The sequence below is a fragment of the Burkholderia sp. 22PA0106 genome, from assembly GCF_047497155.1.
In the GTDB taxonomy this organism is placed as follows: domain Bacteria; phylum Pseudomonadota; class Gammaproteobacteria; order Burkholderiales; family Burkholderiaceae; genus Burkholderia.
On record NZ_CP163163.1, the window covers coordinates 346,177 to 360,333 of the forward strand.

The 14,157-nt window shown below is 68.3% G+C and carries 11 protein-coding genes and 1 pseudogene; 5 read left to right on the forward strand and 7 right to left on the reverse strand.

The window, feature by feature from the left end; translation table 11 throughout:
* The first annotated feature begins 1 nt into the window (after position 1).
* Positions 2-1,873, forward strand: a complete 1,872-nt coding sequence (locus AB4850_RS16430; protein WP_414444094.1) for a polysaccharide biosynthesis protein — start codon at positions 2-4, stop codon at positions 1,871-1,873.
* Between the two features lie 71 nt (positions 1,874-1,944).
* On the opposite strand, the gene AB4850_RS16435 is transcribed toward AB4850_RS16430, so the two are convergent.
* The 5 genes from AB4850_RS16435 to AB4850_RS16455 form a co-directional block, all read right to left on the reverse strand.
* Entirely contained in the window at positions 1,945-3,057 is a 1,113-nt protein-coding gene (locus AB4850_RS16435; RefSeq protein ID WP_414444095.1) for an MraY family glycosyltransferase, read from the reverse strand.
* A 250-nt stretch (positions 3,058-3,307) separates the two neighbouring features.
* The gene (gene galE / locus AB4850_RS16440) at positions 3,308-4,330 is read right to left on the reverse strand and encodes a UDP-glucose 4-epimerase GalE (protein ID WP_414444096.1); all 1,023 of its coding nucleotides are present in this window, start codon (positions 4,328-4,330) and stop codon (positions 3,308-3,310) included.
* A gap of 14 nt (positions 4,331-4,344) precedes the next feature.
* A complete protein-coding gene (locus tag AB4850_RS16445) occupies positions 4,345-5,481 on the reverse strand; it encodes a glycosyltransferase family 4 protein (protein ID WP_414444097.1) in 1,137 nt (378 codons plus the stop codon).
* A gap of 34 nt (positions 5,482-5,515) precedes the next feature.
* Complete coding sequence (locus tag AB4850_RS16450) at positions 5,516-6,343, reverse strand: glycosyltransferase (protein WP_414444098.1); 828 nt, start codon at positions 6,341-6,343, stop codon at positions 5,516-5,518.
* Positions 6,340-7,602, reverse strand: coding sequence for an oligosaccharide flippase family protein (locus AB4850_RS16455; RefSeq protein WP_414444099.1), 1,263 nt, complete (start codon positions 7,600-7,602; stop codon positions 6,340-6,342). Before AB4850_RS16455 ends, AB4850_RS16450 begins: the two co-directional genes overlap by 4 nt.
* A 299-nt stretch (positions 7,603-7,901) precedes the next feature.
* Here AB4850_RS16455 and AB4850_RS16460 point away from each other — a divergent pair, with 299 nt between their 5' ends.
* From AB4850_RS16460 to waaA, 4 genes and pseudogenes are all read left to right on the forward strand, one after another.
* The gene (locus tag AB4850_RS16460) at positions 7,902-9,296 is read left to right on the forward strand and encodes a phosphomannomutase/phosphoglucomutase (RefSeq protein ID WP_414444100.1); all 1,395 of its coding nucleotides are present in this window, start codon (positions 7,902-7,904) and stop codon (positions 9,294-9,296) included.
* Between the two features lie 119 nt (positions 9,297-9,415).
* A pseudogene (waaC, locus tag AB4850_RS16465) lies at positions 9,416-10,455 on the forward strand (lipopolysaccharide heptosyltransferase I).
* Positions 10,456-10,465: 10 nt separating this feature from the next.
* Positions 10,466-11,374: a Kdo hydroxylase family protein gene (locus AB4850_RS16470; RefSeq protein WP_414444101.1), complete on the forward strand. Its 909-nt coding sequence runs from the start codon at positions 10,466-10,468 to the stop codon at positions 11,372-11,374.
* A gap of 40 nt (positions 11,375-11,414) precedes the next feature.
* Complete coding sequence (gene waaA / locus AB4850_RS16475) at positions 11,415-12,755, forward strand: lipid IV(A) 3-deoxy-D-manno-octulosonic acid transferase (protein ID WP_414444102.1); 1,341 nt, start codon at positions 11,415-11,417, stop codon at positions 12,753-12,755.
* A gap of 62 nt (positions 12,756-12,817) precedes the next feature.
* Here waaA and ureG read toward each other — a convergent pair whose 3' ends face one another.
* Together ureG and AB4850_RS16485 are read right to left on the reverse strand one after the other, a co-directional pair.
* Complete coding sequence (ureG, locus tag AB4850_RS16480) at positions 12,818-13,462, reverse strand: urease accessory protein UreG (RefSeq protein WP_414444103.1); 645 nt, start codon at positions 13,460-13,462, stop codon at positions 12,818-12,820.
* Positions 13,463-13,472: 10 nt separating this feature from the next.
* Positions 13,473-14,153 carry an urease accessory protein UreF gene (locus AB4850_RS16485; RefSeq protein WP_414444104.1) on the reverse strand — a complete coding sequence of 227 codons (681 nt, stop codon included), beginning with the start codon at positions 14,151-14,153 and terminating at the stop codon, positions 13,473-13,475.
* Positions 14,154-14,157 lie beyond the last annotated feature (4 nt).

Below are 14,157 nucleotides of genomic sequence, written 5' to 3' on the forward strand. Positions count from 1 at the left end.
GATGATGCGTCGCAAGGCTTCATGGCTTTCGCTCAGCGCTTTTCTGTTCGACCTCCTGGCCGTCGCGGTCGCGTGGTCGTTCTCGTATCTGATTCGCTTCAACGGCAGCGTGCCGTTCGAATTCCTGCACGGCGGCCTGCTGGCGATGGCCTGGGTGCTCCCCGTCTATGCCTTGCTGTTCCGCGCCCTCGGCCTCTACCGCGGCCTCTGGGTGTTCGCGAGCCTGCCCGACCTGCTGCGCATCTCCAAGGCCGTGGTGGCGGGCGGCGGCATCGTGATGGCCTGCGCGGTGATGTTTCAGCCGATGCCGTTGATTCCCCGTTCGGTGTTGCTGCTCTCGCCCATGCTGCTGTTCCTGTTCATGGGCGGCGCGCGTGCGCTCTACCGCGCGACCAAGGAGTTCTACCGCTACGGCGGCCTGGTCGGGCAAGGCAAGCCGGTGCTGGTGCTCGGCGCCGGCGGCGCGGGCGCGAGCCTCGCGCGCGAGCTGTCGCGTTCCGGCGAATGGCGGCTGGTCGGCCTGCTCGACGATGAAGCGGCCAAACGCGGCCGCGAAGTGTACGGCTACAAGGTGCTCGGGCCGATTTCCGAGCTGGAGCACTGGGCGGACGTCACCAAGGCCGAGCACGTGATCATCGCGATGCCCTCCGCCTCGGTCGAGGTGCAGCGCCGTGTCGCGACCTTGTGCGTGCGCGCCGGCGTGAACGCGATGGTGCTGCCGTCGCTGAGCACGATGCCGGGGCAGGGCATGCTGTCCCAGATCCGCCAGATCGACCTCGAAGATCTGCTCGGCCGCGACGAAATCACCATCGACACGCCCCACGTCAACGCCTTGCTGCGCGATCGCGTGGTGATGGTGACGGGCGCCGGCGGCTCGATCGGCTCCGAGCTGTGCCGCCAGATCCTCAAGTTCGCGCCGGCGCAACTGATCGCGTTCGACTTGTCCGAGTACGCGATCTACCGCCTGACCGAAGACCTCTGCGAGCGCTTTCCCGACAGCCGCGTGGTGCCGCTCATCGGCGACGCGAAGGATTCCTTGCTGCTCGATCACGTGATGTCGGCCCACACGCCGCACATCGTGTTCCACGCGGCCGCCTACAAGCACGTGCCGCTGATGGAAGAACTGAACGCGTGGCAGGCGCTGCGCAACAACGTGCTCGGCACCTACCGCGTCGCGCGCGCGGCGATCCGTCATGGCGTGCGCCACTTCGTGCTGATTTCGACCGACAAGGCCGTCAATCCGACCAACGTGATGGGCGCAAGCAAGCGGCTCGCCGAGATGGCCTGCCAGGCCCTGCAGCAATCGAGCCCGAACACGCAGTTCGAAACCGTGCGCTTCGGCAACGTGCTCGGCAGCGCCGGCAGCGTGATCCCGAAGTTCCAGCAGCAGATCGCCAAGGGCGGCCCGGTGACGGTCACGCATCCCGAAATCACGCGCTTCTTCATGACGATCCCCGAAGCGTCGCAGCTCGTGCTGCAGGCGTCGAGCATGGGGCAGGGCGGCGAGATCTTCATCCTCGACATGGGCGAGCCGGTGCGCATCGTCGATCTCGCGCGCGACCTGATCCGCCTGTACGGTTTCGACGAGGATCAGATCCGCATCGAATTTTCCGGCCTGCGGCCTGGCGAGAAGCTGTATGAAGAACTGCTCGCCGACGACGAAACCACCACGCGCACGCCGCATCCGAAGCTGCGTACCGCGAAGGCGCGCGAAGTGCCCGAAAATTTTCTCGACGAACTGTTGCCGTGGCTCATGCAGCATCGCGTGCTGGCCGACGACGAAGTGCGCCGCGACTTGCGCCGCTGGGTGCCCGAATATGCACCGGCGTGCGGGCCGACCTTGCAGAGCGTGCCGACGCGCGCACAGGCCTGAGCCGGCCGGCGTCGCGGAGAGCCCAACAAAAAAGCGCCCGAAGGGCGCTTTTTTCACATCCGCGATCGGGCTTACTGATGATGCTGCGCGCGCGTCTTGCGCACCACCATCCAGCGCGGCACGCGGAACCGCACGATGCTGACGTACAGCCACACGTACGCGAACATGAACACCAGCACGAACGCGAACAGGTGCACGGTGTGCCGCCAGAACAGCGTGGCCGGGATCACGGCGATCAGGCACAGCAGCCACAGATAGGGTGACGTCAGCGAGTTGCGGCGCGTCAGCTCGTGCGCGGCGCGCGTGCCCACGGCCCAGCGCATCAGCCGCTTGTAGACGAGCATGTGCAGATGCACGCCGTCGGGAATGCCGGGCGAGATGCCGCGAATGAACTTCTTCCGGTAGATCGAGAAACAGGTTTCGAAGATCGGGTACATGAACAGCAGCACCGGATACCAGGCCGACACCTCGCGATGCCGCATCACGAGCAGGATCGACAGTTCGCCGAGCATGAAGCCGATGAAGTACGCGCCGCCGTCGCCGAGGAAGATCAGGCCGGCCGGGAAGTTCCAGATGAAGAAGCCCATGATCGCGCCCATCATCAGCAGCGAGGCCGACAGCACGACCGGCTCGGACACCTGGAACGACACGTAGGCGAGCGAGGCGAACATCATGAACGCGACCATCGAGGCCAGGCCGTTGAAGCCGTCGATGATATTGACGGCATTGGCGAGCGCGGCCACGGCCAGCACCGTGACGACGGCCGAAATCGCGGTGTAGCCGAGCAGGAAGTCGAGCGGCGGCACGCTGATGCGCGTGATCGCGACTCCCACCAGCGCGAACGCGATCGCGGCGGCGGCCATGGTGCAGAGCAGGCGCGCGCGCGGCGAGACCTTCTTGGTCAGATCCTCGATCAGCCCCGAGCCGAACGCCGGAATGCCGCAGGCGGCGAGGCCGGCGATGCTGCCGGCGACGGTCGGGTAGCGCAGCGCGAGCGGCACGCAGCCGATCAGCAGGCCGGCGACGATGCCGAGACCGCCGACGCGCGGCACCGGATGCGCATGGAATTTCTGCACGCCGGCGAGATCGTGGTCGATCGAAAATTTCTCGTGCAGATGCGCATAGCGGATGATGAGCAGCGTGACGAGCAGGGAGGCGAGGAACGCGACGGCGAAGCTGAGCATGGACGGGCCGGGAAACGAGGCAGGGGCGAACCGGGGCAGGCCGGAATTCGAGCCAGCGGATTATACCGGACCGATGCGCGTGGCCGTTAGCCTGTCGGCGTTCGCGTTTTCCTTATTCGACAAGGACTTGCGTGCGTTGGCCAGGGCCGGTGCGGCGGGGCGTTCGGGCGTGTTCCGCCCAGTAAAAAACCCCGCCGGAGCGGGGCTTTCAGCAGGCCGTTCGATCGGGGTGGAATCGCCACCCCGTCGCTCAGGCGAACCCGCGCGGGTTTTGTTCCTGCCAGCGCCAGTGGTCGGCGCACATCCGTTCGATGCCGTACTCGGCCTGCCAGCCGATCAGCTCGGCGGCGCGCGCCGGGTTCGCGTAGCACTCGCCGACGTCGCCGGGGCGGCGCGCGACGATTTCGTAGGGCACCTTGCGGCCGCTCGCGGCCTCGAACGCGCGAATGATGTCGAGCACGCTGTAGCCGTGGCCGGTGCCGAGATTGACGACGAAGCTCGCATCGCGCTGGCGCAAGGCATCGAGCGCCTTCAGGTGGCCGCGCGCGAGATCGACCACGTGGATGTAGTCGCGCACGCCGGTGCCGTCGGGCGTCGGATAGTCGTTGCCGAACACGCGCAGTTGGTCGAGCTTGCCGACGGCGACCTGCGCGACGTACGGCATCAGGTTGTTCGGCAGGCCGGCCGGATCCTCGCCGATCAGGCCGCTTTCGTGCGCGCCGACCGGGTTGAAGTAGCGCAGCGTGGCGATGCGCCACGACGGGTCGGAGATCTCGACGTCGCGCAGGATCTGCTCGGCGATCAGCTTGGTCTGGCCGTACGGGTTGGTGGCCGACAGCGGGAACGATTCGTCGATCGGCGAGCGCTCGGGCACGCCGTACACGGTGGCCGACGAGCTGAACACGAAGTGCTTGACGTTGCGCGCGCGCATGACGTTGAGCACGGCCAGCAGGCTGTCGAGGTTGTTGCGGTAATACTCGACCGGCTTCGCGACCGATTCGCCCACCGCCTTCAGCGCGGCGAAGTGGATCGCGGCCGTGATCGGATGCGCGTCGAACACCTTGCCGAGCGCGGCTTCGTCGCAGGCGTCGATCTGGTGGAACGCGGGCGCGCGCCCGGCGATCTTCGCGATCCGTTCGACGGCCTCGCGCTTGCTGTTGACCAGGTTGTCGACGATCACGACGTCGTAGCCGTTGCCGAGCAGTTCGACGACCGTATGCGAGCCGATAAAGCCCGCACCGCCCGTCACGAGGATCGTGCCCTTGTTGCTCATTGCGTTGCCCTCCCTCAGAGTGCCGTGCCGGTCAGGGCACGAATGGTTTCCCGATAACGATCGACGACGTTCGCTTCGTCGAATTCCTTCAAGACTTTTTCGCGGCCGCGTTCACCCATCGCGCGGCGCGCCTCGGCCGGCAGATCGAGCATGGCTGCCATTTTTTCGGCCAGGCTCGCGCTGTCGCGTGCCGTGCAGAGCAGGCCGGTTTCGCCGTCGGCCACCACGTCGCGGCAGCCCGGCACGTCGGTGGCGACGATCGGCCGGCACATCGCCGAGGCCTCCATCAGCGTGCGCGGCACGCCCTCGCGATACGAGGGCAGCACCACGCAGTCGGCGGCCTCGATATGCGGACGCACGTCGTGCGCCTCGCCAAGATACTCGATCGCGCCGTCGCGCACCCATTCGTCGAGATAGGTTTGCGACACGGCGCTCGGATTGTCCACGCCCACCGGCCCGAGCAGCGCGAAGCGCGCGTGCGGATAGCGCGGCTTCAGCGCGCGCGCGGCGTCGACATATTCGCGCACGCCCTTGTCCCACAACAATCGGCCGATCAGCACGAACGTGTAAGTATCGCGCTCGGGCAGCGGCGCCGGCGCGAATTGCGCGATGTCCACGCCTTCGCCGTGCAGCAGCCGCGCGCGCGCGGGATGCGCGAGCAGGCGCTGCGATTCGAAGGTGGCGAGGTCGTCGCGGTTCAGGAACCACACCTCGCGCGGAAAGCGGAACGCAAACCGGTACAGCAGCTTGGCGACGCTCGCCGCGCGGCTCTCGCGAATGAACACGTAGCCGAGGCCGGTGGTGACCGCCACCGATGGCGTGCGCGCGAGCCACGCCGCGATCGAGCCGTAGATGTTCGGCTTGATCGTGTAATGGAACACGAGGTGTGGCCGGATCGCGCGGTAATGGCGGCGCATCGCGGCCAGCATGCGCAGGTCTTCCACCGGATCGGTGCCCTTCGAGGCGACCGGCAGTTCGATATAGCGGCAGCCCATCTGTTCGAGCGGCTCGACGGTGCGGTCGCGCGGCGCGAGCACGGTCACCTCGGCGCCGCTCGCCACGAGCATGCGGATCAGGCCGTGACGATAGGTATGGATCGCCCAGGCGGTGTTGCAGACGAGAACGATGCGCAGCGCGGAAACGGAACTCATGTCGAAGCGATGAAAGGGGAACGGGGCGCGCGCATCAGGCGGCGCGGCGCGAGGCGAACGAGCGGCGCTTGAGCTTGTGCAGCAGCGAATACGGCGTGACGAGATGCAGCAGGTATTTCGCCAGGCCGCACCAGTCGTAGGGGTTGCGAACGTCGAAATACCGGATCACGAGGGCCAGCGTCGACTGGATCTGCCGACGCCGTTTGGTGGCGCTGATGCCGCCTTCGTTCAGCTCGTAATATAGGCCGAGTTCGGGCAGGTTCGCGCAATCGTAGCGTTCCATTAAGCGCAAAAAAATGTCGAGATCCTCGGCGGCCCGATATTTGACGCGATAGTTGCCGACCTCCAGTACCCGCGGGATATCGAGCATCACCGACGGATGAACCAGCGGCGAGCGCGCGAAACGCGTGCGGCGCAGCCGGGCCGGATCGGCGGGCGGCGTCAGCATGAACAGCTGGCGGCCGTCGCGCGCGATCACCTGGGTCCAGGTGCCGACGCAGGCCACGCGCGGGTTGGCGGCCAGGAACGCGCGCTGCTTGACGAGCCGCCGCGGCGCGGCCAGGTCGCCCGCGTCGATGCGGGCCGCGTAGCGGAAGCCGCGCGCGGCCAGCGCTTCCATGCCGGCGGCCAGCGCGCGCTCGATGCCGCCGTTTTGCGGCATGCGCAGCACCTCGATGCGCAGGCCCGCGTGCTCGCCCGGCGCGACGGGCGGCGTGCTGCCGTCGTCCACCACCAGCACGTGCACGGGCGCCGGCTCGTCGAACGAGGCGAGCGTGCGTTCGAGATACTCGTGGCCGTTGTAGGCGGGAATCAGCACCGCGACGTCGTCGAGGGCGCCGGCGGGCGTGGAGGAGGGCGTCATGGGCGCAGTGTTTGGCGGATGTAATAAAAATTGACCGAGGCGGCGGCGAGATAGCCGGCGGCCAGCCCGACCAGCGCGCCGTACAGGCCCAGCGCGGGAATCGCCATGGCGTTGGTCACGGCCGCGACGGCCAGCGCCAGCGCCCATTTCGCGAGCAGCACGAATTTCGCCTGATATTTGAGCACGACCAGATTGCCGATCGCCTCGACGCCGGCCGGCACCGACAGCCACACGGCCCAGCGGAAGATCGACACCGATTGCTCGAAGCCCGGCCCGAAGACGCGGCCGATGATCAGCGGCGCGAGCAGATCGAGCACGGCCGCGCCGCCGATCATCAGCGCGCTGGTCATGCCGATCAGGCGCCACACGTTGCGGCGCAGTCGCGGCACCTCGGTCACGCGGTAGATGAAGGCCGGTGCGATGGTCTGCGCGAGCAGCAGCGCCAGCGTGATCCAGTTCTCGTTCAATTGTTGAGCCGCAGCATAACGGCCCAGCTCGGCGAACGATACGTGCTGCTGCAGCATCAGCCGGTCGAGCTTCAGGAACAGATACATGCAGACCAGGCCGATCCAGAACACCGTGCCGGCCGAGGCGAAATGGCGGAACAGCGGGGCTTCGATGCGCCAGCCGAGCCGGCCGCCGTGGCGGCGCCGGTAATAGAGCATCAGCGCCACCGCGATCGCGCCGGCTTCCAGCGCCCATAGCCAGCCGTAGCTGGCCGGCGCGGCGGCGGCGCGCACCAGCAGCCAGACCAGCAGCGCCTTGCCGAGCGCGGCGAACATGCTGGCGATCAGTTGCGGCTTGCTGTACGTCATGCTCTGCAGCCAGGCGTTGACCACTCCGACGAACGGCTCGCGCAGCACCATCGTCACGGCCAGCCCGGCCAGCATCGCGCCCACCAGCGGGTCGACGAAGCCGGCCGCGATGCCGCCCCAGGTCAGGCCGAGCGCCACCACCGATACCGAAAAGCGCAGCGCGAACGCGCTGCCGAGCACCGCGCCGAGCTGATCGGGCGGGCGCTGGACGATGGTGGGCACGAGAATTTCCGCGCCGCACACCCAGGTGAGCGGCGCGAGCACCAGCAGCAGCGTGTTCGCGTACTGCCATTTGCCGAACGCGTCGGGGCCGAGCGCGCGCGCCAGCAGGCCGCTGATCACGATCGCGACGCCGATCTGGGTCAGGCGTTCGAGGCCGAGCCAGACGAGATTCCGGGCGGCCCGGGCGACATCGGGGTTCGCGATGCGCGAAAGCTTCAGCATGAAAAAATTCGAATGAAAATAGGGCCGACGCCGGTTCGGCCCGGCCCGCCGATTTTCTAATTTGCGGCGCTGAAACATCCACGCATTAGAATGGGCGGCTTGCGGACGAAGCCCGGGCCGCGCTTAAGCGGCCTGCCGCGCTGAGCGGCCGGGTCGAAACCGGCGATTATAAGTGGTCCGGGTTCCAACCCGGCATTCACGGGGAGCGTGCCGCCGCCCGCTGGGGCGCAGGCGACGCGCCGGCCAGGCCGGCGGGCGATGCGGAGCCAATTTTTCCAAGCACGACAGAGAGTGAATCGATGATTTCCCAATCCATTTTCAAGGCGTACGACATTCGCGGTGTGATCGGCAAGACGCTCGACGCGGCCACCGCCCGCTCCATCGGTCAGGCATTCGGCAGCGAAGTGCGCGCCCAGGGTGGCGACGCCGTGGTGGTGGCCCGCGACGGCCGCCTGTCCGGCCCGGAACTGATCGGCGCACTGGCGGACGGGCTGCGCGCGGCCGGCGTGGATGTGGTTGATGTCGGCATGGTGCCGACGCCGGTCGGTTACTTCGCGGCCAGCGTGCCGCTGCCGCTGGCCGGCGGCGAACGCCGCGTCGATTCGTGCATCGTGGTGACCGGCAGCCACAACCCGCCCGACTACAACGGCTTCAAGATGGTGCTGCGCGGCGCGGCGATCTACGGCGAGCAGATCCAGGCGCTGTACCGTCGCATCGTCGAGGGCAATTTCTCCGAAGGCAGCGGCAGCTACGAGCAGCACGACGTGTCGGATGCCTACCTGCAGCGCATCGTCGGCGACATCAAGCTCGCGCGCCCGCTGAAGATCGTCGTCGATGCCGGCAACGGCGTGGCCGGCGAACTGGCGCCGCGCCTGTTCAAGGCGCTCGGCTGCGAGCTGGTCGAACTGTTCACCGAGATCGACGGCACGTTCCCGAACCACCACCCGGACCCGGCGCACCCGGAAAACCTCCAGGACGTGATTCGCGCGCTGAAGGAAACCGATGCCGAGATCGGCTTCGCGTTCGACGGCGACGGCGACCGCCTCGGCGTGGTCACGAAGGACGGCCAGATCATCTATCCGGATCGCCAGATGATGCTGTTCGCCGAGGACGTGCTGTCGCGCAACCCGGGCGCGCAGATCATCTACGACGTGAAGTGCACGCGCAATCTGGCGTTGTGGATTCGCGAGAAGGGCGGCGAGCCGCTGATGTGGAAGACGGGCCACTCGCTCGTGAAGGCCAAGCTGCGCGAAACCGGCGCACCGCTGGCCGGCGAGATGAGCGGCCACGTGTTCTTCAAGGATCGCTGGTACGGCTTCGACGACGGCCTTTATACCGGCGCGCGCCTGCTCGAGATCCTGTCGCGCGAGGCGGACCCGAGCGCGTTGCTCAACGGCCTGCCGAACGCCGAATCGACGCCCGAGCTGCAACTGAAGCTCGAGGAAGGCGAGAACGTCGAGCTGATCGAGAAGCTGCGCGCGAACGCCAAGTTCGACGGCGCCGACGAGATCGTCACGATCGACGGCCTGCGCGTCGAGTATCCGGACGGCTTCGGCCTGGCCCGGTCGTCGAACACCACGCCGGTGGTGGTGCTGCGCTTCGAGGCGAACACCGCCGAAGGGCTGGCGAGAATCCAGGACGATTTCCGCCGCGCACTGACGGCGGCGAAGCCGGACGCAAAGCTGCCGTTCTGAACGGATGGGGCAACGGAGCGGCTTGTTGTGCGGCCGCTCCGGCTGCTTGCCTCGTTCCGTGTCCTCCCGAATCCCTCCGCCATTCCCCGTTTACGAGATAAGTCCGCCGACGCGATAAAATCGCGTCTTTGGGTCCGTACCGGCCTGTCCCGGTTTTTTCAGCGTGCAAAAAATTCTGATCGTGCGTGTGTCGTCGCTTGGCGACGTCGTGCACAACATGCCGGTGATCGCCGACATCCACCGGCACCACCCGGACGCGCAGATCGACTGGCTCGTCGAGGAAAGTTTCGTCGAGCTCGTGAAGCTCGTGCGCGGCGTGCGCCGCGTGCTGCCGTTCTCGCTGCGGCGCTGGCGCAAGTCGCTCGGCAGCGCGAAGACCTGGCGCGAGATCCGCGCCTTCCGCCGCCAGATCGCCGGCGAACACTACGACCTCGTGATCGACTGCCAGGGCCTGATCAAGAGCGCCTGGGTGGCGAGTTGGGCGCGCGGCCCGCTGGTCGGGCTCGGCAATCGAACCGACGGCGCCGGCTACGAATGGCCGGCGCGCTTCTTCTACAAGCGCCACGTGCCGATCGCGCCGCGCACCCATGTGGTCGAGCGCACGCGCCAACTGGCGGCCGCCGCGCTCGGCGATCCGGCGCCCACGCCCGAGAGCGAACTCGAGTTCGGCCTTGACACGCATCAGGCCGCGCGGGCGCTCGCCGCGACCGATCTGAATCTTCCGGTACCCTACGTCGTTTTCGTCCACGCGACGTCCCGCGCCGACAAGCAATGGCCCGATGCCGCCTGGATCGAACTCGGCCAGACGCTGGTGCGGCGCGGTGCATCGCTGGTGCTGCCGTGGGGCAGCGAAGCCGAGCGCGCAACCAGCGAGCGGCTGGCGAAGGAGTTCGGCGCGGCCGCGATCGTGCCGCCGAAGCTGTCGTTGCCGGCGGTGGTCGGGCTGATCGACGGCGCGGCGGCCACGGTCGGCGTCGATACGGGCCTCGTGCATATCGCCGCGGCGCTCAAGCGGCCTACCGTCGAACTGTACAATTTCGCGACCGCGTGGCGCACGGGCGGCTACTGGTCGCCGAACGTCGTCAATCTCGGCTCGGCCGGCGCGCCGCCCACCCTGTCTCAGGTGAAGGGCGCGCTCGCGTCGTTCGGCCTTCTGTAACGGTGCGATCATGACCGAACCCCTGTCGGGCGCGCAGCCCGGGTCTCAAATCCTCGATATCGAGTCGGCCGACTGGCACGGCCAGCAGTTGTCCGTGCCGCGCGAGCAATTGCTCGCGGCGGTCGAAACCGGCAAGGTGCTGTATTTCCCGAACCTGCGGTTCGCCATCGAAGGCGGCGAGGAAGCGTTGCTCGATCCGGCGCTGGCCGATCCGCAGCGCAAGAACATCAGCCTCGCGCCGAACGGCGGCGCGGTGGCCGGCGTGCTCGGCGATGCCGTCACGCAATCGGCCGTGCGCGCGCTGGTGGCGCGCTATCAGCAGCAGGCGGCCTCGCTCGTCGACGGCCTGTTCCCCGAATATCGCGGCAAGATGCGCGTCGCGCCGACCAGCCTGCGGCTGCGTCAGGTCGAGACGCGCGAAACCTCGTGGCGCAAGGACGACAGCCGGCTGCACGTCGACGCGTTCCCGTCGCGGCCCAATTACGGCGAGCGCATCCTGCGCGTGTTCACGAACGTGAACCCGAACGGCGCACCGCGCGTGTGGCGCGTGGGCGAGCCGTTCGAGGATGTCGCCAAGCGGTTCCTGCCGTCGATCCGCCCGCAACTGCCCGGCTCGGCGTGGCTGCTGAACCTGCTGCACGTCACGAAATCGAAGCGCAGTGCCTACGACCATCTGATGCTGCATCTGCACGACGCGATGAAGGCCGATCTCGGCTATCAGCAGGATTGCCCGCAACAAACCATGCCGTTCCCGCCGGGCAGCGTCTGGATCTGCTTCTCGGACCAGACCTCGCACGCGGTGATGTCGGGGCAGTTCATGATGGAACAAACCTTCTTCCTGCCGGTCGGCGCGATGGCGCGGCCGGAATGCGCACCGCTCGGCATTCTCGAACGGCTGCAACGGCGCGCGCTCGTCTGAGCGGCCGCGCCGACGCACGGAACACAATCACGGTGGTGTCATGTTGAGAGCGGTGTATCGCGCGCTTTGGTGGATCGTGGCGCCCGCCGCGGTGCTGCGTCTGATGTGGCGTTCGCGCCGGGAGCGCGGCTATCGCGAGCATATCGGCGAGCGCTTCGGGCATATCGCGCCGGCCATGCGCGCGTTGCGCGGCCCGGACGATCCGGCGCCGCTGATCTGGGTGCATGCGGTGTCGGTCGGCGAGACGCGCGCGGCGCAGCCGCTGATCGACGCGCTGCTGGCGGCGCGGCCCGACGCGAAGCTGCTGATCACGCACATGACGCCGAGCGGCCGCGCCACCGGCGAGCAGTTGTTCGGCGCGCGCGTGCTGCGTTGTTATCTGCCCTACGACATGCCGCATCTGGTGCGCCGCTTCCTGCGCGCCTGGCGGCCCACGCTGGGCCTCGTGATGGAAACCGAGGTGTGGCCGACGCTGATCGACGAATGCCGGCGCGCCGACGTGCCGCTGGTGCTGACCAACGGCCGCATGTCGGCGCGTTCGTTCCGGCGCGCCTCGCGCTTCGGCTCGGCCGTGCGCGAGGTGTTCGGCGGGTTCTCGCGCGTGCTCGCGCAAAGCCCGGCCGATGCGGAACGGCTCGGCGCGCTCGGCGCGCGCAACCTGGCCGTGCTCGGCAATCTCAAGTTCGACATGACCACGCCGCCCGAACTGGCCGCGCGCGGCCATGCGTGGCGCGCGGCGATCGGCGCGCGTCCGGTGTGGGTGGCGGCCAGCACGCGCGAGGGTGAGGAGGTGCTGGTGTTGCGCGCGTTCGCGGCGCTGAAGACGCCCGGCGCGCTGCTGATGCTGGTGCCGCGTCACCCGCAGCGCTTTGACGAAGTGGCCGCGCTGGCCGAGCGCGAAGGGCATGCGGTGGCGCGTCGTTCGGTGTTGTGGTCGCCCGGTGCGGCGGCAGCCGCCAGCGGCGCGAGCGCGCCGGTGCCGGGCGAGGTCACGGTGCTGCTCGGCGATTCGATGGGCGAATTGGGCGCGTATTACGCGGCGGCCGACGCGGCGTTCATCGGCGGCAGCCTGCTGCCGCTCGGCGGCCAGAACCTGATCGAGGCGTGCGCCGTGGGCGTGCCGGTGCTGATCGGGCCGCACGTCTTCAATTTCACACAGGCGACGGCCGACGCGGTGGCCACGGGCGCGGCCGAGCAGGTTCAGGACCCCGAAGCATTGGCGGCGGCGCTCGACGTGCTGTTCGCCGATCCGGCGCGGCGCATCGCGATGGGCGCGGCCGGGGCCGCGTTTGCCGCACGCCATCGCGGCGCGACGGCGCGCACGGTGGACGTGCTGACAGCGCTGCTGCCGGCGGCGCGCGACGAGGGCGAGCCGGCCTGAGGTCTCCCGGCGCGCGGCGGCGCGTCGTCTGCCCCCCGCCGCGTGCCGCTACCGCTGACGCATCACGCCGTCAGCAATCCCTTCTTCTCGATGAACGCGATGACCTCGGCCACCCCCTCGAGCGCCTTCAGGTTCGTCATCACGTACGGGCGCTCGCCGCGCATCTTCTTCGTGTCCGATGCCATCACGTCGAGATTCGCGCCCACCAGCGGCGCGAGATCGGTCTTGTTGATCACGAGCAGATCCGACTTGGTGATGCCGGGGCCGCCCTTGCGCGGGATCTTCTCGCCGCCGGCCACGTCGATCACGTAGATCGTCAGGTCCGACAGCTCGGGGCTGAACGTGGCCGCGAGGTTGTCGCCGCCCGATTCGATGAAGACGATGTCCGCGTCGGGAAAGCGGCCCAGCATGCGGTCGACGGCTTCCAGGTTGATCGAGGCATCCTCGCGGATCGCCGTGTGCGGGCAGCCGCCCGTCTCCACGCCCATGATCCGTTCCTCGGGCAGCGCGCCGGCCACCGTCAGCAGGCGCTGGTCTTCCTTCGTGTAGATGTCGTTGGTGATCGCGACGAGGTCGTAGCGCTCGCGCATCGCCTTGCACAGCATTTCGAGCAGGGTCGTCTTGCCGGAGCCGACGGGGCCGCCGATGCCGACGCGCAGCGGTGGCAGTTTCTTGGTGCGGCGGGAGGAAGCGGAGGGCGTGTTCATGGTCGGGCGTTCAGGAGCGGAACAGTCGGGAGTACTGGGTTTCGTGCCGCGCCGACAGGATGCCGAGCAGCGGGGCGAACGTGTTGATGGCGTCGGGCGGCGTGGCGAGCGCGCGGCGCACGGCGTCGGCGATCGTGCCGCGCAGTGCGACGAGAATCTTCTGGCCGGCGAGCTGGCCGAGCGGCACGGCCTTCAGCGCGGCCGCGGCCTGGTTCTCGACCCAGCCGAACGCGTAGGCGGTCAGCACCGCGTCGGGCGTGGCGTCGTGCGCGGCGGCCGCGAATGCGTAGGCGGTGGGCAGCGCGACCGGCCTGATCGCCGCGAGCGTGGCGCGCCGGGCCGCGTCGCCCCATTCGAGCGAGGCGCACAGCTGCGCGAGCGACCAGCCCATCTGCTCGGTTTCGCGGCGCAGTTCGGCCGATTCGCGGCTGGCGATGAATTCGGCGTTGGCCTCGGCGAGCGCGGCCGCGTCGTGCGTGCGCCAGCGTTCGAGCTGATGCGCGAGGAACGGCAGCTCGCAGGCGGCGAGCACGTCGGCCAGGCCGCTGGCGATCCATGCGCGCGCGCTGTCGGCGTCGTGGATCAGGTTCGCGTCGAGCGCGGCCTCGAAGCCCTGCGAATAGCTGAAGCCGCCGATCGGCAGCGCCGGCGAGGCGAGGTGCAGCAGCGCGACGAGTTCAGCCGTGTCCATGCTC